Origin of the sequence: Streptomyces sp. NPDC089424 (assembly GCF_044749345.1) — a bacterium.
Classification (GTDB): domain Bacteria; phylum Actinomycetota; class Actinomycetes; order Streptomycetales; family Streptomycetaceae; genus Streptomyces.
Genome location: NZ_JBIVHU010000006.1, coordinates 190,885 through 208,553 on the forward strand (window position 1 = coordinate 190,885; position 17,669 = coordinate 208,553).

At 72.6% G+C, this 17,669-nt stretch carries 18 protein-coding genes; 13 read left to right on the top strand and 5 right to left on the bottom strand.

Features of this window, described 5'->3' with window-relative positions; genetic code table 11:
* The first annotated feature begins 21 nt into the window (after positions 1–21).
* From ACIP2X_RS25755 to ACIP2X_RS25765, 3 genes are all read left to right on the top strand, one after another.
* Positions 22–681: a TetR family transcriptional regulator gene (locus ACIP2X_RS25755; RefSeq protein WP_401676782.1), complete on the top strand. Its 660-nt coding sequence runs from the start codon at positions 22–24 to the stop codon at positions 679–681.
* Positions 682–851: 170 nt separating this feature from the next.
* Positions 852–2,069 carry an alpha/beta hydrolase gene (locus ACIP2X_RS25760; protein ID WP_401676784.1) on the top strand — a complete coding sequence of 406 codons (1,218 nt, stop codon included), beginning with the start codon at positions 852–854 and terminating at the stop codon, positions 2,067–2,069.
* Positions 2,070–2,135: 66 nt separating this feature from the next.
* Positions 2,136–2,987, top strand: coding sequence for a DUF4429 domain-containing protein (locus ACIP2X_RS25765; protein ID WP_401676786.1), 852 nt, complete (start codon positions 2,136–2,138; stop codon positions 2,985–2,987).
* A 16-nt stretch (positions 2,988–3,003) separates the two neighbouring features.
* Here the strand turns inward: ACIP2X_RS25765 and ACIP2X_RS25770 are convergent, their stop codons facing one another.
* Positions 3,004–4,020, bottom strand: coding sequence for an aldo/keto reductase (locus ACIP2X_RS25770; protein ID WP_401676787.1), 1,017 nt, complete (start codon positions 4,018–4,020; stop codon positions 3,004–3,006).
* On the bottom strand, positions 4,017–4,556 hold the full coding sequence (locus ACIP2X_RS25775) for a MerR family transcriptional regulator (protein WP_401676789.1): 540 nt from the start codon (positions 4,554–4,556) through the stop codon (positions 4,017–4,019). Before ACIP2X_RS25775 ends, ACIP2X_RS25770 begins: the two co-directional genes overlap by 4 nt.
* A gap of 107 nt (positions 4,557–4,663) precedes the next feature.
* Between ACIP2X_RS25775 and ACIP2X_RS25780 the strand changes: the two genes are divergently transcribed.
* Both ACIP2X_RS25780 and ACIP2X_RS25785 read left to right on the top strand, forming a co-directional pair.
* A complete protein-coding gene (locus ACIP2X_RS25780; RefSeq protein ID WP_401676791.1) occupies positions 4,664–5,137 on the top strand; it encodes a GNAT family N-acetyltransferase in 474 nt (157 codons plus the stop codon).
* A gap of 19 nt (positions 5,138–5,156) precedes the next feature.
* Positions 5,157–5,981, top strand: a complete 825-nt coding sequence (locus tag ACIP2X_RS25785; protein ID WP_401676793.1) for a serine hydrolase domain-containing protein — start codon at positions 5,157–5,159, stop codon at positions 5,979–5,981.
* A 6-nt stretch (positions 5,982–5,987) separates the two neighbouring features.
* On the opposite strand, the gene ACIP2X_RS25790 is transcribed toward ACIP2X_RS25785, so the two are convergent.
* A complete protein-coding gene (locus ACIP2X_RS25790) occupies positions 5,988–6,638 on the bottom strand; it encodes a pirin family protein (protein WP_401677242.1) in 651 nt (216 codons plus the stop codon).
* A 160-nt stretch (positions 6,639–6,798) separates the two neighbouring features.
* On the opposite strand from ACIP2X_RS25790, the gene ACIP2X_RS25795 reads away from it, so the two are divergent.
* From ACIP2X_RS25795 to fabF, 5 genes are all read left to right on the top strand, one after another.
* On the top strand, positions 6,799–8,004 hold the full coding sequence (locus tag ACIP2X_RS25795; RefSeq protein ID WP_401676795.1) for a PucR family transcriptional regulator: 1,206 nt from the start codon (positions 6,799–6,801) through the stop codon (positions 8,002–8,004).
* Positions 8,005–8,093: 89 nt separating this feature from the next.
* The gene (locus tag ACIP2X_RS25800; RefSeq protein ID WP_401676797.1) at positions 8,094–9,005 is read left to right on the top strand and encodes an ACP S-malonyltransferase; all 912 of its coding nucleotides are present in this window, start codon (positions 8,094–8,096) and stop codon (positions 9,003–9,005) included.
* A gap of 34 nt (positions 9,006–9,039) precedes the next feature.
* Complete coding sequence (locus ACIP2X_RS25805) at positions 9,040–10,041, top strand: ketoacyl-ACP synthase III (protein ID WP_401676799.1); 1,002 nt, start codon at positions 9,040–9,042, stop codon at positions 10,039–10,041.
* Positions 10,042–10,122: 81 nt separating this feature from the next.
* Positions 10,123–10,371, top strand: a complete 249-nt coding sequence (locus ACIP2X_RS25810; protein WP_141312265.1) for an acyl carrier protein — start codon at positions 10,123–10,125, stop codon at positions 10,369–10,371.
* Positions 10,372–10,454: 83 nt separating this feature from the next.
* Positions 10,455–11,726, top strand: a complete 1,272-nt coding sequence (gene fabF / locus ACIP2X_RS25815) for a beta-ketoacyl-ACP synthase II (RefSeq protein WP_401676802.1) — start codon at positions 10,455–10,457, stop codon at positions 11,724–11,726.
* Positions 11,727–11,799: 73 nt separating this feature from the next.
* Here the strand turns inward: fabF and ACIP2X_RS25820 are convergent, their stop codons facing one another.
* On the bottom strand, positions 11,800–12,294 hold the full coding sequence (locus ACIP2X_RS25820; RefSeq protein ID WP_401676804.1) for a DUF3145 domain-containing protein: 495 nt from the start codon (positions 12,292–12,294) through the stop codon (positions 11,800–11,802).
* Between the two features lie 247 nt (positions 12,295–12,541).
* Between ACIP2X_RS25820 and ACIP2X_RS25825 the strand changes: the two genes are divergently transcribed.
* Both ACIP2X_RS25825 and ACIP2X_RS25830 read left to right on the top strand, forming a co-directional pair.
* Positions 12,542–13,432, top strand: a complete 891-nt coding sequence (locus ACIP2X_RS25825) for an SGNH/GDSL hydrolase family protein (protein ID WP_401676806.1) — start codon at positions 12,542–12,544, stop codon at positions 13,430–13,432.
* A 10-nt stretch (positions 13,433–13,442) separates the two neighbouring features.
* Entirely contained in the window at positions 13,443–14,411 is a 969-nt protein-coding gene (locus tag ACIP2X_RS25830) for an aldose epimerase family protein (RefSeq protein ID WP_401676808.1), read from the top strand.
* 77 nt (positions 14,412–14,488) lie between these two features.
* On the opposite strand, the gene ACIP2X_RS25835 is transcribed toward ACIP2X_RS25830, so the two are convergent.
* Positions 14,489–16,942: a glycoside hydrolase family 3 protein gene (locus ACIP2X_RS25835; RefSeq protein WP_401676809.1), complete on the bottom strand. Its 2,454-nt coding sequence runs from the start codon at positions 16,940–16,942 to the stop codon at positions 14,489–14,491.
* A 120-nt stretch (positions 16,943–17,062) separates the two neighbouring features.
* Between ACIP2X_RS25835 and ACIP2X_RS25840 the strand changes: the two genes are divergently transcribed.
* Positions 17,063–17,638, top strand: a complete 576-nt coding sequence (locus ACIP2X_RS25840; RefSeq protein WP_401676811.1) for a TetR/AcrR family transcriptional regulator — start codon at positions 17,063–17,065, stop codon at positions 17,636–17,638.
* The last annotated feature ends 31 nt before the right edge of the window (positions 17,639–17,669 follow it).

Consider the following 17,669-nt stretch of genomic DNA (forward strand, 5'->3'; position numbering starts at 1 on the left):
ACAGTTCGCAGGAGAGGCGCCATGGACACGGTCGGCAACACACGGTCGGGGCCGCCGCCGGGCCTGCGCGAACGCAAGAAGCAGCGCACCCGGGACGCGCTGCTGCGCGCTGCGGTGGAGCTGTTCACCACCCGCGGCTACGACCACACCACCGTCGACGAGATCGCCGCGGCCGTGGACGTCTCCCAGCGCACCTTCTTCCGCTACTTCTCCGGCAAGGAGGAGGCCGCGCTCGCCCTGGAGACGATGACGGTGGCGCACTTCGTGGAGGCGGTGCGCGCCCGCCCGCCGCACGAGCCGCCGATGGAGGCGCTGCGCCGCGCGGTGCTGGACGGCTGGGACCGGATCAGCGAGGTCATCGAGGCGGTCGTCCCGGTCGAGCAGTACCTGCGGATGTACCGGGTGATCGAGTCGACGCCCGTCCTGCTCGCCGCTCATCTGCGCCGGTCGGCGGAGACGGAGGAGCAGATGGCGCGGCTGATCGCCGAGCGGGAGGGCCTGGACGTGGACGCCGATCCGCGGCCCCGGGTGGCGGTGGCCGTATTCGGCGGGGTCATCCGGGTGACCGAACGGCTCTGGAGCACGGGCCCGGACGTCAGCCTGGAGGCCATGCGGACGCTGGCGGCCCGGTACCTCGATCAGGTGGAACCGGTACTGGCGGGCGACTGGCGCAAGCACTGAACGGCCGTCCCGGCCACGGGCGCCGGCGACCCGTGCGGAGGGGCGGCACGGACCCGCACACGGCAAAGCGGTGGGGTCATCACGCCGTGCGATCAGGTGACTTTCGTCAAACGTGATCCGCGACACACGGTCCACGCGAGACCCTCCCGTTCTCCTAGTGTGTCCTCCCAGTGACTTCCTTCGACACCTCTCCCTCGCTCAGCGTCTGGCGCGCCCTGCTCGCGCTGGCCGTGGTGTTCGTGATGCTGGCGACCACCGGCTGGACCGCCCTGCGCCACCAGCGGTCGGACACCCCGCTCCAGCGCTCCCTCTCCGCCTGGGACCGCGGCCGGATCGACGGACACCGGCTGCCGGACCCGGACAGCGCGCCCGGCCGGCTCGCCGCCTTCTTCGCCACGCTCACCGACGGGCAACGGGCCCACCTGGCCCGCCGCTACCCGCTCGCGGTCGGCAACATGAACGGCGCCCCCGTCGAGCTGCGCTACCGGGCCAACCGCATCGCGCTCGACCAGGCCCGCACGACCGAGCTGGCGCGCATGCGGGACAGCCGGCTCAGTCCCACGGGGCAGCACGAGGCGGGCCGCCGGATGCACCGCTTCGAGTCCCTGATGGACGCGGACCGGCACATCCTCGCCTTCGACCCCGACGGCTCGGGCCGGGTGGCCGAGGTCTTCGGCGACCTCGACCGCGCCGAGCGGGTCTCCGTCGTCGTCCCCGGCGTCGACACCGACCTGCTCACCTTCCAGCGCACCCAGCGCCGCTACACCGCCCCGGTCGGCATGGCGAAGTCCCTCTACGTCGCCGAGCGCGCCGCCAGCGCCGCCACGCGCACGGCCGTGATCGCCTGGGCCGACTACACCGCCCCCGGCGGGCTCGGCATGGAGTCGGCCACCGCGATGCGCGCCGAGGACGGGGCGATCCGGCTGAACGCGCTGGTGCGCGCGCTGCCCGGGAAGGCGCCGGTCTCGCTGTTCTGCCACAGCTACGGCTCCGTGGTCTGCGGAGTCGCCGCGCACAGCCTGCCGGCCCGGGTGTCCGACATAGCGGTGGCCGGGAGTCCCGGGATGCGGGTCACCAACGCCGCCCAACTGCGCACCTCCGCGCGGGTGTGGGCGATGCGGGACGCCGACGACTGGATCCAGGACGTGCCGTACATGGAGTTCGGCGGGTTCGGGCACGGGGCCGATCCGATGTCCGCCGCGTTCGGGGCGCGCCTGCTGTCGGCGCGCGGCGCCCAGGGGCACGCCGGGTATTTCGAACCGGGCACTGGCAGTCTCGCCAACTTCGCCGAGATCGGGGTTGGCGCGTACCGCTCGGTGGACTGCGCCGACGACCGAGGCACATGCCGGGCGGGTTTGTCCGCCACGTCGACGGCCGGACGCGCGTAGAAGCGCAGAAACTGCGGTCTGCGCAGGGAGGGGACGAAAGAGCTCGTGCCGCATACGATGAGCCGCATGGGTGACGTACTGGCCGGATTTCATGCCGCCTGGGAGTTCGAGTCCGACTCCGTGCTCATCCGCTACGAACGGGGGATTCGCACACCTAAGCTCTTCCAGGCGCTGGGCGAGCGGCGGGTGCCGCTGTCGGCGCTGCAAGGGGTGACGCTCTCCCCCGGGCGGCGCGGCACCGTCGTGCTGCGCGCGGAGCCCCGGCCGGGTGCCGATCCGCTGATCGAGGCGGCGGCGGGGCAGCTGAAGGAGAGCAGCGATCCCTACCGGCTGGTGCTGCCCGCCGAACGCGAGACGCTGGCCGAGTACTACGCGGACGAGCTGCGGACGCTGCTGACCGAGGCGGGGCCGGCGGACCGGCACCTCGTGGCCGCGCCCGAGGTGCCGTTGCAGTTCAAGGCGTACGACGGCAAGGCCTCCTTCGACGGGACGTCGGTGGCCTTCCGGTGGTTCTGGACGGGGGCGTCGTCGGCGAAGTGGAAGGCCGGCGACCAGAAGTTCGCCGTCGAGGACCTGAGCGGCGTGGAGTGGCGTTCGCCCGAGGCGTTCGAGGGGTATCTGCGGCTGCTGCCGCGGGACGCCGGGGAACAGCCGGCGCAGGCCGACCAGGATCCGGCGGCGGTGGTGTTCGGGCTGGGGTACGGGCCCGTGCACGAGTCGTTGCCGTTCGCGGCGGCGGTGCTGCACGCGATCCGCTCGCGCACGGCCACGGCGGCGGTCGCCGTGGCCGCCGCCGCCCGCCGGGATCCCGCGGACATCGCCGAGCGGATCCGGCATCTCGGGGAGTTGCACCAGGCCGGGCTGGTGACGGACGAGGAGTTCTCCTCCAAGAAGGCCGAGTTGCTGGCCGAGCTGTGATCGCGGGCCGCGGGATCTACTCCCGGCCCGCCGACGTGAACGTCATGTCCGCGTAGCGGCCGCCCGCCACCTTGCCGGCCACGGCGTCCAGGACGGCGAGTTCCCCGTCGGAGAGCGTGATCCGGGTCGCGGCCGTGTTCTCCTCGACGCGAGCCGGCCTTCGCGTCCCCGGGATCGGGACGACCGGGAGGCCGTGCACGGACGTCTGCTGCTGGACCCAGGCGAGGGCGATCTGGCCGGTCGTCGCCCCGTGGGCGGCGGCGACCTCGCGGATCGGCTCCAGGAGCGCCGCGTTCGCCGTCGCGTTGTCCCCGGTGAAGCGGGGCTGCTGGCGGCGGAAGTCGTCTGCGGTGAGGTCCTGGTCGGCGTTCACGAACGAGCCGGTGAGGAAGCCGCGTCCGAGCGGGGAGTAGGGGACGAGGGTGACGCCCAGCTCCCGGGCGGCCGGCACGACCTTCGCCTCGATGTCCCGGCTGAACAACGACCACTCCGACTGCACGGCGGCGACGGGGTGCACCGCGTGCGCGGTGCGCAGTTCGTCCGCGGTGACCTCGCTGAGTCCCAGATGCTTGACCTTGCCCTCGCGGACCAGGTCGGACATCACGCCGACGGTCTCCTCGATCGGCACCTTCACGTCCCGGCGGTGCATGTAGTAGAGATCGATCACCTCGACGTCGAGGCGCTGCAGGCTCGCCTCGACGGCCTGGCGTATGTAAGGGGGGTCGTTGCGCACGACCCGCCGGGTGGGGTCCTCCGGCGGGATCGAGAGGCCGAACTTGGTCGCGATCACGACCTCGTCCCGGTGCGCCCGGAAGAACGGCGCCAGGAACCGCTCGTTCTCCCCGGTGCCGTAGGCGTCCGCCGTGTCGTAGAGCGTGACCCCGAGTTCCAGTGCCCGCTCCAGGGTGGCCCGGGACTCGTCCGCGTCGCTGGGGCCGTAGGCGAAGCTCATGCCCATGCAGCCGAGGCCCTGCACGCCGACCTCGGGTCCGTCCTCGCCGAGTCGTGCCGTGCGGATCGTGATGTCGGTCATCGGGTGCTCTCCCCTTCGTGCGGCGCGCGCGACACGGGGGTGCGGCCCGCGTCGGCGTAGAAGCTGATCTTGCGGTCCAGCACGGCGAGCGTGTCCCGGAGTTCGGCGATCCGCTCCAGGACGTCCCGCCGCGTCGTCTCCAGCAGCTCGCGGCGCTCCTCGTAGGTGGCGTCGCCCTCGCGCACCAGCTCCGCGTACCGCACCATGGCGGCCACCGGCATGCCGGTCAGGCGCAGCTTGCCGACGAGGTCCAGCCAGTCGAGGTCGCGGTTGCTGTAGCGGCGCTGGCCGGTGTGCGAGCGGTCGATGTGGGACATCAGGCCGATCCGCTCGTACCAGCGCAGGGTGTGCGCGGACAGGCCCGTGAAGGCGACGACCTCGCTGATCGTGTAGCGGTCCTGGCCGTCGGGGCGCGGGTGCCGGCGGGGCGGGGCGGAGCAGATGTCGGTGCGGGTGGCGCCCTCCTCCGGGGGCGCTTCCGGAGCCCGCTGCCGGGCCCGCTCGGTGGCTGCTGCCGTGGTCTGCATCACCGTCATGAATCCCACGCTATGACCTTGGAGTGCACTCCAGGCAAGCGTGCACGGAAAGAGGCCGTAAGAAAACGGCAGGACCCACGGGAGGCGCTGTCGTTACCGTGCGGCCCATGAGCCTCGTACGCCGTGCCCTGCCCGACGACGCCGGTGAAGTGCTGCGCCTGCGCCAAGTGATGATCGACTCGGTGCGCCCGGGGAGCGCGCACGCCACCGGGTGGCACGCCGAGTCCCTGCCGGGGCTGCGCGCGCGGCTGGCCGAGCCGGACGGGGACTTCGCGGCGTTCGTCGTGGACCGTCCCGAGCGGCCGGGGGAGCTGGCGGCGCTGGTCGCCGGGACGCTGGAGTACCGGATCGGCAAGGCCGGCAATCCGGGCGGCCGGGTCGGGTACGTCTTCAGCGTGGCCACGGACCCGGAAGCCCGCAGGCGCGGGTACGCGCGCGCGTGCATGGTCGAGCTGCTTGAGTGGTTCCGTGAGCGGGGGGCCGGTCAGGTCGACCTGACCGCGTCCGCGGACGCGGAGCCGCTCTACGCGTCGCTCGGTTTCGCGCGGACCGGGGACCCCTTCCTGCGGCTGGTGCTCTGAGCGGGACTAAGGTCGGGGCATGTCCTTGGAGAGCTTGGGATTGATCGACGACTGGCCGGTGCCCATCGCGGCGGCGGGGGTCGTACGGGCCGACGGTGCGGTGCTGGGGGTGCGGGGGCCGGCCGACCGGCGGTTCCCGCTGGCCTCGGTGACCAAGCCGCTGGCCGCGTACGCCGTGCTGGTGGCCTACGAGGAGGGCGCGGTCGAGTTCGACGAGCCGGCCGGGCCACCCGGGTCGACGGTCCGTCATCTGCTGGCGCACACCTCGGGACTGGCCTTCGACGAGCACCGGGTGACCGCGCCGCCAGGACAGCGGCGGCTGTACTCCAACGCCGGGTTCGAGCAGCTCGGCGACCATGTGGCCAAGGCGACCGACATCCCGTTCGCCGAGTATCTGCGCCAGGCGGTGCTGGAGCCGCTGGGCATGGCGTCGACGTCCCTGGAGGGCTCCCCGGCGAAGGACGGCGTCTCCACCGTCGAGGACCTGCTGCGGTTCGCCGCCGAGATCCAGGCGCCGCGCCTGCTCGACCCGCGCACGGTGGCCGAGGCGATGAGCGTGCAGTACGCCGGGACGAAGGGCGTGCTTCCCGGATACGGCCTGCAGAACCCCAACGACTGGGGGCTCGGCTTCGAGATCCGCGGCTCCAAGTCGCCGCACTGGACGGGGGCGCACTCGTCACCCCGGACGTTCGGGCATTTCGGGCAGTCCGGTACGTTCCTGTGGAGCGACCCGGAGGCGGGGCTCGCCTGCGTCGCCCTGTCGGACCGGGCCTTCGGACCCTGGGCGGTCGAGGCGTGGCCGCCGTTCACGGACGCGGTGCTGGCGGAGACCCGGGCGGCCTGACGGCCGTCAGGTCATCTCCCACATCAGCAGCTCCGCCCGCGTCACCCCCACCGCCTCGCCGTCCTTCGCGTCCGTGATGCGGGCCGCGTCGCCGGGGCCGAGGCGTTCGTCGTCCAGCGCGACCTCGCCGTGGACGACGTGGACGTAGACGTGCGGGGCGTCCGGGACCGCCGTGCGCTCGCCGGGCGCCAGCCGGCGCACATGCAGCATCGCGCCGGCCTCCGGGACCGCGTACGGCGTCGCGTCCGCGATGCCGTGGACGATCTCGTAGGCCGGGTCGCCGCCCGGTACGAGCGGGGCCAGCCACATCTGCACGAAGGTCAACGGGCCCTCGCCGTCGTTGCGTTCGACGTGCCGTACGCCGGACGCCGCGCTCAGCCGCTGTACGTCACCGGCGCGCACGACCGTCTCGTGCCCCGTCGAGTCGCGGTGCGTCAGCTCGCCCTCGGCGACCCACGTGACGATCTCGGTGTGACTGTGCGGATGCTCCGCGAACCCGGCGCCCGCGGCCAGGCGCTCCTCGTTGCAGGCGATCAGGGCGCCGAAGCGCAGGTTGCCGGGGTCGTAGTGGGGGCCGAAGGAGAAGGCGTGCCGGGACTCGATCCCGGCCTCGGCGTCGCCCCCGGGGTAGCGCTCACCGGAGCGCCGTACGTCCATCACGGACCCCACCGTAGCCCCGCGCGGACCGGTCGCGGACCGGTCCACACACGGCGGGAACCCCTTGTGGGAAGGCGCCGCGGGCGCCGGGGCCCGGGGTCGTGCGTCCGGTCCCGACCCGGCGACACGTGTCCGCGTCCGGATAAGGCAGTCTTGTCCCGTGCCCGAACCCGAAACCAGCAACGCCCGGACCGCCTCCCACGGCGTGCATCCGCACTCCGCGACCCTGAAGCGGCTGGAGAAGTCCTCCGGCAGTCTCGCCGCCCAGGCCATCGCGCGGATGGACGAGACGCTGCCCTGGTACCGGGCCATGCCCCCGGAGAACCGTTCCTGGATCGGGCTGGTCGCGCAGGCCGGTATCGCCGCGTTCACGGAGTGGTTCCGGCACCCGGACGCCCCGCAGGCGATCTCCACCGATGTCTTCGGCACCGCTCCGCGCGAGCTGACCCGGGCGATCACGCTGCGGCAGACCGTGGAGATGGTGCGCACCACGATCGAGGTCATGGAGAGCGCGATCGACGAGGTCGCCGCTCCCGGCGACGAGCGGATCCTGCGGGAGGCGCTGCTGGTCTACGCCCGGGAGATCGCCTTCGCCACCGCCCAGGTCTACGCGCAGGCCGCCGAGGCACGCGGCGCCTGGGACGCGCGCCTCGAGTCACTGGTCGTGAACGCCGTGCTGAGCGGCGAGGCGGACGAGGGCGCGCTCTCCCGGGCGGCGGCGCTGGGCTGGAACGCGCCCGAGCATGTGTGCGTGGTGCTGGGCACGGCACCCGACGGTGACTCCGAGCTGACCGTCGAGGCGATCCGGCGGGCGGCACGGCATGCCAAGCTCCAGGTGCTGACCGGGGTGCTGGGCGACCGGCTCGTGGTCATCGCGGGCGGCAGCGACAACCCCCTCGCCGTCGCCAGGTCGCTGATCGGGCCCTTCGCCGCCGGTCCGGTGGTCGCCGGGCCGATCGTGCCCGACCTGCTGGCCGCGACCCGGTCCGCGCAGGCCGCCGCGGCCGGCCTGAAGGCGTGTTCCGCCTGGCAGGACGCGCCCCGGCCGGTGCTGGCGGACGATCTGCTGCCGGAGCGCGCGATCGCCTCGGACCCGAGCGCACGCGAGCAGTTGGTGGAGGAGATCTACAGACCGCTGGAGGAGGCCGGGTCCGCGCTCCTGGAGACGCTCAGCGTCTATCTCGAACAGGCGAGCAGTCTCGAAGGCGCCGCCCGGATGCTCTTCGTCCATCCCAACACCGTGCGCTACCGGCTTCGACGTGTGACTGACGTCACCGGTTGGTCGCCATCCGATGTACGTTCCGCGTTCACGTTGCGCATCGCGCTGATCCTGGGGCGTCTGGCCGATGGGGATCTCCAGCCATAGGCTTTTGTCGGGGGCCCACAAAACCCCCTGCCGTTCTTCGTCCTTGTCCCCACGGGCGGCCGTGCCCGTAACCAAGAGAGAGTGTGAGAGTGCTCGTACTCGTCGCTCCCGGCCAAGGCGCTCAGACGCCCGGCTTCCTGACCCCCTGGCTCGAACTGCCCGGTGCCGCCGACCTGGTCGCCTCCTGGTCGGACGCCATCGGACTGGACCTCGCCCACTTCGGCACGCAGGCCGACGCGGACGAGATCCGCGACACGGCCGTGGCGCAGCCGCTGCTGGTCGCCGCGGGAATCCTCTCGGCCGCGGCACTCGGTGACATCTCGCCGGGCGCGGTCGCGGGCCACAGCGTCGGTGAGATCACCGCCGCCGCCTTCGCCGGCGTCCTCGACGACACCGCCGCGCTGACCCTGGTGCGCAAGCGGGGCCTGGCCATGGCCGAGGCCGCCGCGGTCACCAAGACCGGGATGTCGGCGCTGCTCGGCGGCGACCCCGAGGTCACCGTGCCGCACCTGGAGAAGCTGGGCCTGACCCCGGCGAACGTCAACGGCGCCGGGCAGATCGTGGCCGCGGGCACGCTGGAGCAGCTCGCCGCGCTGAACGAGGACAAGCCCGAGGGCGTGCGCAAGGTCGTCCCGCTGAAGGTGGCCGGCGCGTTCCACACGCAGCACATGGCACCGGCCGTCGACAAGCTGGCCGCCGCCGCCCGGGAGCTGACGCCCTCGGACCCGAAGCTCACCTACGTGTCGAACAGCGACGGCCGCACGGTGTCGACCGGCGCCGGGATCCTGGAGCGCCTGGTCGGCCAGGTCGCCAACCCGGTGCGCTGGGACCTGTGCATGCAGACCTTCCAGGAGCTGGGCGTCACCGCGCTGCTGGAGGTGTGCCCCGGCGGCACCCTGACCGGCCTCGCCAAGCGTGCCCTGCCCGGCGTGAAGACGCTGGCCCTGAAGACCCCCGACGACATCGACGCGGCCCGCGAGCTCATCGCCGAGCACGTCTGACGCCCTGCTGACGCCTTAAGGAGCCGACTGCAACATGTCGAAGATCAAGCCCAGCAAGGGTGCCCCGTACGCGCGGATCCTCGGCGTGGGCGGCTACCGGCCCACCCGGGTCGTGCCGAACGAGGTGATCCTCGAGACGATCGACTCGTCCGACGAGTGGATCCGTTCGCGCTCCGGCATCGAGACCCGGCACTGGGCGAACGACGAGGAGACGGTCGCCGCGATGTCGATCGAGGCGTCCGGCAAGGCGATCGCGGACGCCGGGATCTCCGCCGAGCAGGTCGGCGCGGTGATCGTCTCGACCGTCACGCACTTCAAGCAGACCCCGGCCGTCGCCACCGAGATCGCCGACAAGCTGGGCACGGCCAAGGCCGCGGCCTTCGACATCTCGGCCGGCTGCGCGGGCTTCGGCTACGGCCTGACCCTCGCCAAGGGCATGGTCGTCGAGGGCAGCGCCGAGTACGTGCTGGTCATCGGCGTCGAGCGGCTGAGCGACCTGACCGACCTGGAGGACCGCGCGACGGCCTTCCTGTTCGGTGACGGCGCCGGCGCGGTCGTCGTCGGCCCGTCGACGGAGCCCGCCATCGGCCCCACGGTGTGGGGTTCCGAGGGCGACAAGTCCGAGACCATCAAGCAGACCCTGCCGTGGACGGACTACCGGGCCGGCGAGGTCGAGCGGTTCCCCGCGATCACGCAGGAGGGCCAGGCGGTGTTCCGCTGGGCCGTCTTCGAGATGGCGAAGGTCGCGCAGCAGGCGCTGGACGTGGCCGGGATCAGCCCGACCGAACTGGACGTCTTCATTCCGCACCAGGCCAACGAGCGGATCATCGACTCGATGGTGAAGACTCTCAAGCTGCCGGAGTCGGTCACGGTCGCCCGTGACATCCGCACCACCGGCAACACCTCGGCCGCCTCGATCCCGCTCGCGATGGAGCGGCTCCTGGCGACCGGCGAGGCGAAGAGCGGCGACACCGCGCTCGTCATCGGATTCGGGGCGGGTCTCGTCTACGCAGCGACGGTCGTTACTCTCCCCTAGGCACTCCGTGCCGGATCATGCCGGTCCGGCACGGAAGCAGCACCGCCACACCCTCTGGAACACAACGAAGGAGCGCCTGACATGGCCGCCACTCAGGAAGAGATCGTCGCCGGTCTCGCGGAGATCGTGAACGAGATCGCCGGGATCCCCACCGAGGACGTCCAGCTGGACAAGTCCTTCACCGACGACCTGGACGTCGACTCGCTGTCCATGGTCGAGGTCGTCGTCGCCGCCGAAGAGCGCTTCGACGTGAAGATCCCGGACGACGACGTCAAGAACCTCAAGACCGTGGGCGACGCGACCGAGTACATCCTCAAGCACCAGTCCTGAGGCCCCTTGGGCCGGATGTCTCCGGCCCCGCCACCCGGCGGTGGCGCCGCTGAATCCTCGTATCCGTTGGAGAAAGAATTCCCGTGAGCCCGACCAATCGCACCGTGGTCGTCACCGGTATCGGCGCAACCACACCGCTGGGTGGCGACGCAGCCTCGACCTGGGAGGGCCTGGTCGCCGGACGTTCCGGCGTCAAGCCCCTGGAGCAGGAGTGGGCCGCCGACCAGGCGGTCCGCATCGCCGCGCCGGTCGCGGTGGAGCCCACCGAGACCATCCCGCGGCCGCAGGCCCGTCGCCTCGACCGCTCGGCGCAGTTCGCGCTGATCGCGGCGCAGGAGGCCTGGGCCGACGCCGGCTTCACCGCCAAGGCCGGCGAGGACCCCGAGATCGACCCGGACCGGCTCGGCGCGGTCATCGCCTCCGGTATCGGCGGCGTGACGACGCTGCTGGACCAGTACGACGTGCTCAAGGAGAAGGGCGTTCGCCGCGTCTCCCCGCACACCGTCCCCATGCTGATGCCGAACGGCCCCTCCGCGAACGTGGGTCTGGCCGTGGGCGCCCGGGCGGGCGTGCACACCCCGGTCTCCGCGTGCGCGTCCGGCGCCGAGGCCATCGGCTACGCCATCGAGATGATCCGCTCCGGCCGCGCCGACGTCGTCGTCGCAGGTGGCACGGAGGCGGCGATCCACCCGCTGCCGATCGCCGCGTTCGGCAACATGATGGCGATGTCCAAGAACAACGACGACCCGCAGGGCGCCTCGCGTCCCTACGACGTCGGTCGCGACGGCTTCGTCCTCGGTGAGGGCGCCGGTGTCGTCGTCCTGGAGTCCGCCGAGCACGCCGCGAAGCGCGGCGCGCGGGTGTACGCCGAGGCGGTCGGCCAGGGCATCTCCGCCGACGGCCACGACATCGTGCAGCCGGAGCCCGAGGGCCGCGGCATCGCGCACGCCCTGCAGAACCTGCTCGACCGGACCGACCTGGACCCGGCCGAGATCATGCACGTCAACGCGCACGCGACGTCGACGCCGGCCGGTGACATCGCCGAGCTGAAGGCGCTGCGCAAGGTGTTCGGTGACGACGCCGACCACATGGCGGTGTCCGCGACGAAGTCGATGACCGGGCATCTGCTGGGTGGCGCGGGCGGTGTCGAGACGGTCGCGACCGTGCTCGCGCTGTACCACCGGGTGGCTCCGCCGACCATCAACGTCGAGAACCTCGATCCCGAGGCCGAGGCGAACGCCGACGTGGTGCGGGGCGAGGCGCGCAAGCTGGCCGCCGACGGGCGGATCGCGGCGCTGAACGACTCGTTCGGATTCGGTGGGCACAACGTGGTGCTGGCGTTCCGTACGGTCTGATTCCTTCCCGCCTCACGGCGATGGCCCGGACCCCCTGACGGGGGGCCGGGCCATCGCCGTTCTCAGGGCCGTTTCAGACAACCTGGTGGAGCCAGCGGACCGGGGCGCCCTCGCCCGCGTAGCGGAAGGGCTCCAGTTCGTCGTCCCAGGGCTTGCCGAGGAGCTTGGCGATCTCGGCCTCCAGGTCCGTCTCGCCCTGCTGGGCGCGGACCAGGGCCGCGCGCAGGCGGTCCTCGGGGATCAGGATGTCGCCGTGGATGCCGGTGACGGCGTGGAAGATGCCCAGGTCGGGGGTGCAGCTGTAGCGCTCGCCCTCGGCGGTCGGGCAGGGCTCGGCGGTCACCTCGAAGCGGAGCAGATGCCAGCCCCGCAGCGCCGAGGCGAGTTGGGAGGCCGTGCCCGGCTCGCCCTGCCAGGAGAACTCGGAGCGCCAGGTGCCGGGCGCGGCCGGCTGCCGGATCCAGTCGAGGTTGACGCGCGTGCCGAGCACCCCGGCGACGGCCCACTCGACGTGCGGGCACAGCGCGCGCGGCGCGGAGTGCACGTACAGGACTCCACGTGTCGTCACCGGGACCTCCGGGCTGAGCGGGCGTGTTGCGGCTGGCAGGGCGGTCGTGGCCGGTCGGCCTCGTTGATGGCGAGGCTACCGTGCGGCGGCGCAAGGAGTGTGACGTACCGTCGGTCCCAGGGCCCGGAAAGTGCCGCCATTCACCCATGGGGACGCTTGTACGGGCGTAACCCGTTGCCCAGCGAGCGGGCGGGGACCCTCCCGGTTGTCATGGAGGGGTGAAGGCGAGCGAGGGGGAAGGCGGACGATGCGGAAGACCGGACAGCGGGCGCGGACGACGGTGGCCGTGCTCACGGCGGCCCTGGTGGGACTGACCGGGTGCGACGTCGTGGGCGGCGACCCGCCGGACGAAGCGGGCCTCGGCCGGCAGCGCAAGGCGCCTCCGGCGGTGGTGTGGGACGCGAGTCCCGCCTCGATCGCCGCCGTCGGCGACTCCATCACGCGGGGTTTCAACACCTGCCTGGTGCTGTCGGACTGTCCGGAGGTGTCCTGGTCGACCGGCAGCAGCCCGGAGGTGAGGAGCCTCGCCACGCGGCTGCTGGGCCGCGCGCGGGTGGCCTCGCACAGCTGGAACTACGCCGAGAGCGGGACCATGATGAAGGACCTGCCGGAGCAGATGACGCGGGCGGCGGGGCGTGCACCGCAGTTGGTGACGGTGATGACGGGGGCGAACGACGCCTGCCGGTCCTCGACCTCGGCGATGACGCCGGTCGCCGACTTCCGGGCGGACTTCCGGGACGCGATGCGCACCCTGCGCAAGGCTCTGCCCAAGACTCAGGTGTATGTGGCGAGCATCCCGAATCTGATGCGGCTGTGGTCGGAGGGCCGTACCAATCCGCTCGGCAAGCAGGTGTGGAAGCTCGGCATCTGCCCGTCGATGCTGGGCGACGCGGACGACCTGGACGCGGCGGCCAACGAGCGGCGGGCGACGGTGCAGCGGCGGGTCGAGGACTACAACGCGGTGCTGGCGGAGGTCTGCGGGGCCGACGAGCGCTGCCGCTACGACGGCGGCGCCGTGTACGAGTACCGGTTCGGGACCGCGCAGTTGAGCCACTGGGACTGGTTCCACCCGAGCACCGACGGACAGGCGCGGCTGGCGGAGATCGCCTACCGGAAGGTCACCGGCAACAAGCCTTAAAGTTCCGCTCATGAGCGAACACTTCGGGACACTTTCCGACGGGACGGCCGTACATCGCTGGACCCTGGAGCGCGCGGGCGTACGGGTGCGGGTGCTGTCGTACGGCGGGATCGTGCAGTCGGTCGAGGTGCCGGACCGGGACGGGCGGACGGCGGACGTGGTGCTCGGGTTCGCCGGCCTCGACGGCTATCTGGAGCACCCCGGACCGTACTTGGGCGCCCTGGTCGGGCGGTACGCCAACCGGATCGCGGGCGGCCGCTTCCCGCTCGACGGCCTGACGTACGCCCTCGCGCAGAACGACGGGCCGAACTCGCTGCACGGCGGGGAGCGCGGCTTCGACAAGCGCGTGTGGGACGTGACGCCGGTCGAGCACGGCGTGCGCCTGCGCAGGGTCAGCCCGCACGGCGAGGAGGGCTTCCCGGGGCGGCTGGAGGTCTCGGCGGTCTACCGCCTCGACGACACCGGCGCGCTGCGGATCGCGTACGAGGCCGTGACCGACGCGCCGACCGTGGTGAACCTGACGAACCACTCGTACTGGAACCTGAACGGTTCCGGCAACGCGGGCGGCCACGAGCTGCGGATCGCCGCCGGGCGCTACACACCGGTGGACGGCCACGCGATCCCGACGGGGATCGCCCCGGTCGAGGGGACCCGGTTCGACTTCCGCAAGGCACGCAAGACCGGTTCCGGGTACGACCACAACTTCGTCCTCGACAAGGGCGTGACCGGCACACCGGTCGAGGTCGCGGAGCTGTCCGACCCGGCGTCGGGGCGGGTGCTGACGGTGGCGACCACCGAGCCGGGACTTCAGCTCTACACCGCCGAGCACCTGAGCGGGCCGTTCGCGCCCGGGGACGGAGTCGCGCTGGAGACGCAGCACTTCCCCGACTCGCCGAACCGTCCGGAGTTCCCGGCCACCGTGCTGCGGCCGGGCGAGGTGTTCCGCTCGGAGACGGTGTACGGCTTCTCGGTGCGCTGAGCCCGCCGGTCCCCCGAGCCCCGGCCCGGTTGTCAGGTCCCGGGCCGGGGCTGCTCTGCGGGACGAATCGCCCTGGATCAGACAGTAGTCGTCAGCGTGATCCTGCGGTCCGCGATCGAGCGGCCCGCCTGGATCTCGTACGAACCCTTCACATACGACCACGCGGCGGCGGCCTCGTCCCAGATCTCGAACGCCCGGCGCGGGAGTTCGACGACGGCCTCGGCGCTCTCCCCCGGCCCCGCCTCGACGCCCGCGAAGCCGGCCAGCCAGCGCGCCGGGCGCTCGGCACCCGATCCGGCGGCGGGCTCGACCGGGGCGACGTAGAGCTGCACGACCTCGCGGCCGGGGCGCTCGCCGGTGTTGCGCACGCGCACCCTCACCGTCGTCCCGTCGATCTCCAGCGACTCGTACGCCCACCGGGTGTAGCCGAGGCCGTGGCCGAAGGGGTATGTGGGGGTCCTGCCCGCCCTCTCCCAGGCGCGGTAGCCGATGAAGGGCCCCTCGGCGTAGGAGAGTTCGCCGTCGGTGGGGACGACCTCGGTGACCGGGGCGTCCGCCAGCGGGCCCCAGGTGGTGGGCAGCCGGCCGCCCGGCTCGTGCGCCCCCGTGAGCACGTCCGCCAGCGCGGCGCCGCCCTCCTGCCCGGGGAACCAGGTCAGCAGCACGGCCGCCACCTGCTCGCGCCAGGGCAGCTCCACCGGGGAGCCGGCGTTGACGACCACGACCGTGCGCGGGTTGGCGGCCGCGACGGCGCGCACCAGATCGTCCTGGCGGCCGGGCAGGCGCAGGTCGGTGCGGTCGAAGCCCTCGGACTCGACGCGTTCGGTGGTGGCGACCACGACGACGGCCGTGTCGGCGGCGCCCGCGGCGCGCGCTGCCTCGGCGATCAGCTCGTCCGGGTCGCGCAGCGGCTCCTGGTGGGCGAGGGCGAAGGTGACGGCCTTCAGGGGGATGCCGTCGGGGAGGTCGAGGACATGGGTGAGGGAGACCTCGACCGGCTCGCCCGCGGTGAGTTCGGCCCGGGCGCGCGGGACGGGAGCGCCGAAGAAGGCGCCGAAGGGGTCGCCCTCCTTGGCGGGGCGCTGGACGTCGTCGTAGTGCGTGGTGCCGTCGACGGTGAGGGTGAAGGCGCCGACGCCCTTCAGGCCGAACGTGTGCGTGCCGGTGTCGCGGGGGGTGAAGGTGCCGGTCAGTTCGACGGAGCGCAGCCGCTCGGGGGTGACCCCCTCGGGCAGGTCGGTGCCCATCCAGTGGATCTGCCCGTCCGGGGCGAAGGCGGTGCCGACGACCTGGCCGTCCGCGTCGCGGCAGATCGCGCGCAGTGTGAAGCCCTTGGCGGCGACGGCCAGTTCGGTGTTGGGGTCGGCGCCCACGGCGTACCGCACCGTGCCCTCGGGGAACGCGGCGGTGAGGCCGTCGAGCGGGGAGACCACATGGTCGGGGAAGACGGTGGCGGAGCCGCCGCCGAGCACCCGGGCGTCGCGGGCGGCGGCGCCGATCAGGGCCACCGTGCCGGGCCGCAGGGGCAGGGCGCCCTCGTTGCGGACCAGGACGAAGGAGCGGCGGGCGATCTCCCGGGCCAGGGCCGTGCCGTCGACGGGGGCCGGGAGGTCTGCGACGGCCGGGTCGGCGCCGTCCAGGACGCCGACCCTGGCGGCGAGGCGCAGCACGTTGCGCACGGCGTCGTCGACCTTCGCCTCGTCGGCCCTGCCCTCGCGCACGGCCCGCGCGAGGGCCTCACCGTAGACGGTGCGCGGGCCGGGCATGGCGATGTCGAGTCCGCCCTCGACGGCGCCGGTGGTGGAGCGGGCGGCGGTCCAGTCGGAGACGTTGACACCGTCGAAGCCCCACTCGCCGCGCAGGACCTCGTTCACGAGGTGGTGGTGCTCGGTCATGGTGGTGCCGTTGACCGCGTTGTAGGCGGTCATGACGCCCCAGGGGCGGGCGTTCTCGACGATGGCCTCGAAGGGCGCGAGGTAGAGCTCGCGCAGCGCGCGTGCGCCGACGACGTTGTCCACCGTGAAGCGGTCGGTCTCGGCGTCGTTGGCGACGAAGTGCTTGACGGTGGTGGCCACACCGCCCGACTGCACCCCCTGGACGTAGCCGCTGCCGATCCGCCCGGTGAGGTACGGGTCCTCGCTGTAGGCCTCGAAGTGGCGGCCGCCGAGCGGGGAGCGGTGCAGGTTGACCGTGGGGGCGAGCAGGACGTGGACGCCCTTGCGGCGGGCCTCCTGGGCGAGCAGGACGCCGGCCCGGCGGGCCAGGGCGGGGTCCCAGGTGGCGGCGAGCGCGGTGGGCGAGGGCAGGGCGACGGACGGGTCCTCGGCGCTCCAGTGGACGCCGCGCACCCCGATCGGGCCGTCGGACATGACGAGGGAGCCGAGGCCGATCGCGGGGAGGGCGGGCAGGGTCCAGGAGTCCTGGCCGGCCAGGAGGCGCGCCTTGGCATCGAGGTCCAGCTTGCCGAGGGCGGCCTCGACGGCTGCCTCACGGGCCTGGTCGGCCGGGGTGGTGCGCGGGGGTCCCGCCATGGGGTGTCTCCTCGTCGAGGTCCGTGCGGTGGCTGATGTCCGTGCGGTGCCTCCATCGTGCATCGGCCACCTGGCGGCCGGTAGGTTTTGTTATTTCTCCGTTATTTTCGGTGGGGGTCCATGTCGTACCGTGACGCCATGAGCGCGCGGGTCAGGAGCGAGGAGCGGCGGGCCGAGATCGTGCGGGCCGCCCTGGAGGTGATCGCCGAGCGCGGCTACCGGGGCGCGAGCCTGGCCGCCGTGGCGGAGCGGGTGGGGCTGACCCAGCAGGGGCTGCTGCACCACTTCCCGACCAAGGACGCGCTGCTCGTCGCCGTGCTGGAGGAGCGCGACCAGTGGGACGCGGTGCCCGACGGGCGGTGGCGCCTGGAGCTGCTGACCTCGCTGGTCGAGTACAACGCGATGCGGCCCGGCATCGTGCAGACCTTCTCCGCGCTGCTCGGCGAGAGCGTCACGGAGGGGCATCCGGCGCGGGCCTATTTCACGGAGCGGTACGCGCGGGTGCGGGAGAACATGGCGGCCGTGCTGCGCGCCGAGTACGGCGACCGGCTGCCGAACGGACTCACGCCGGAGCGCACCGCGCCCCTGCTGGTGGCGGTGATGGACGGGCTCCAGTACCAGTGGCTGCTGGACCCGGAGTCGGTGGACATGCCCGGGGCGTTCCAGGACTTCCTGACGCTGCTGGGCGAGGACTGACACCCGTCGCGCCCCACACCATGGCGTGGAC

What these genes read in the sequence shown, in the direction of transcription:
- ACIP2X_RS25755 (WP_401676782.1), top strand. Translation starts at nt 22, where the DNA reads ATGGACACGGTCGGCAACACACGGTCGGGGCCGCCGCCGGGCCTGCGC.
- ACIP2X_RS25765 (WP_401676786.1), top strand. Translation starts at nt 2,136, where the DNA reads ATGGGTGACGTACTGGCCGGATTTCATGCCGCCTGGGAGTTCGAGTCC.
- ACIP2X_RS25770 (WP_401676787.1), bottom strand. Translation starts at nt 4,020, where the DNA reads ATGACCGACATCACGATCCGCACGGCACGACTCGGCGAGGACGGACCC.
- ACIP2X_RS25775 (WP_401676789.1), bottom strand. Translation starts at nt 4,556, where the DNA reads ATGACGGTGATGCAGACCACGGCAGCAGCCACCGAGCGGGCCCGGCAG.
- ACIP2X_RS25780 (WP_401676791.1), top strand. Translation starts at nt 4,664, where the DNA reads ATGAGCCTCGTACGCCGTGCCCTGCCCGACGACGCCGGTGAAGTGCTG.
- ACIP2X_RS25785 (WP_401676793.1), top strand. Translation starts at nt 5,157, where the DNA reads ATGTCCTTGGAGAGCTTGGGATTGATCGACGACTGGCCGGTGCCCATC.
- ACIP2X_RS25790 (WP_401677242.1), bottom strand. Translation starts at nt 6,638, where the DNA reads ATGGACGTACGGCGCTCCGGTGAGCGCTACCCCGGGGGCGACGCCGAG.
- ACIP2X_RS25805 (WP_401676799.1), top strand. Translation starts at nt 9,040, where the DNA reads ATGTCGAAGATCAAGCCCAGCAAGGGTGCCCCGTACGCGCGGATCCTC.
- ACIP2X_RS25810 (WP_141312265.1), top strand. Translation starts at nt 10,123, where the DNA reads ATGGCCGCCACTCAGGAAGAGATCGTCGCCGGTCTCGCGGAGATCGTG.
- ACIP2X_RS25825 (WP_401676806.1), top strand. Translation starts at nt 12,542, where the DNA reads ATGCGGAAGACCGGACAGCGGGCGCGGACGACGGTGGCCGTGCTCACG.
- ACIP2X_RS25830 (WP_401676808.1), top strand. Translation starts at nt 13,443, where the DNA reads ATGAGCGAACACTTCGGGACACTTTCCGACGGGACGGCCGTACATCGC.
- ACIP2X_RS25835 (WP_401676809.1), bottom strand. Translation starts at nt 16,942, where the DNA reads ATGGCGGGACCCCCGCGCACCACCCCGGCCGACCAGGCCCGTGAGGCA.
- ACIP2X_RS25840 (WP_401676811.1), top strand. Translation starts at nt 17,063, where the DNA reads ATGTCGTACCGTGACGCCATGAGCGCGCGGGTCAGGAGCGAGGAGCGG.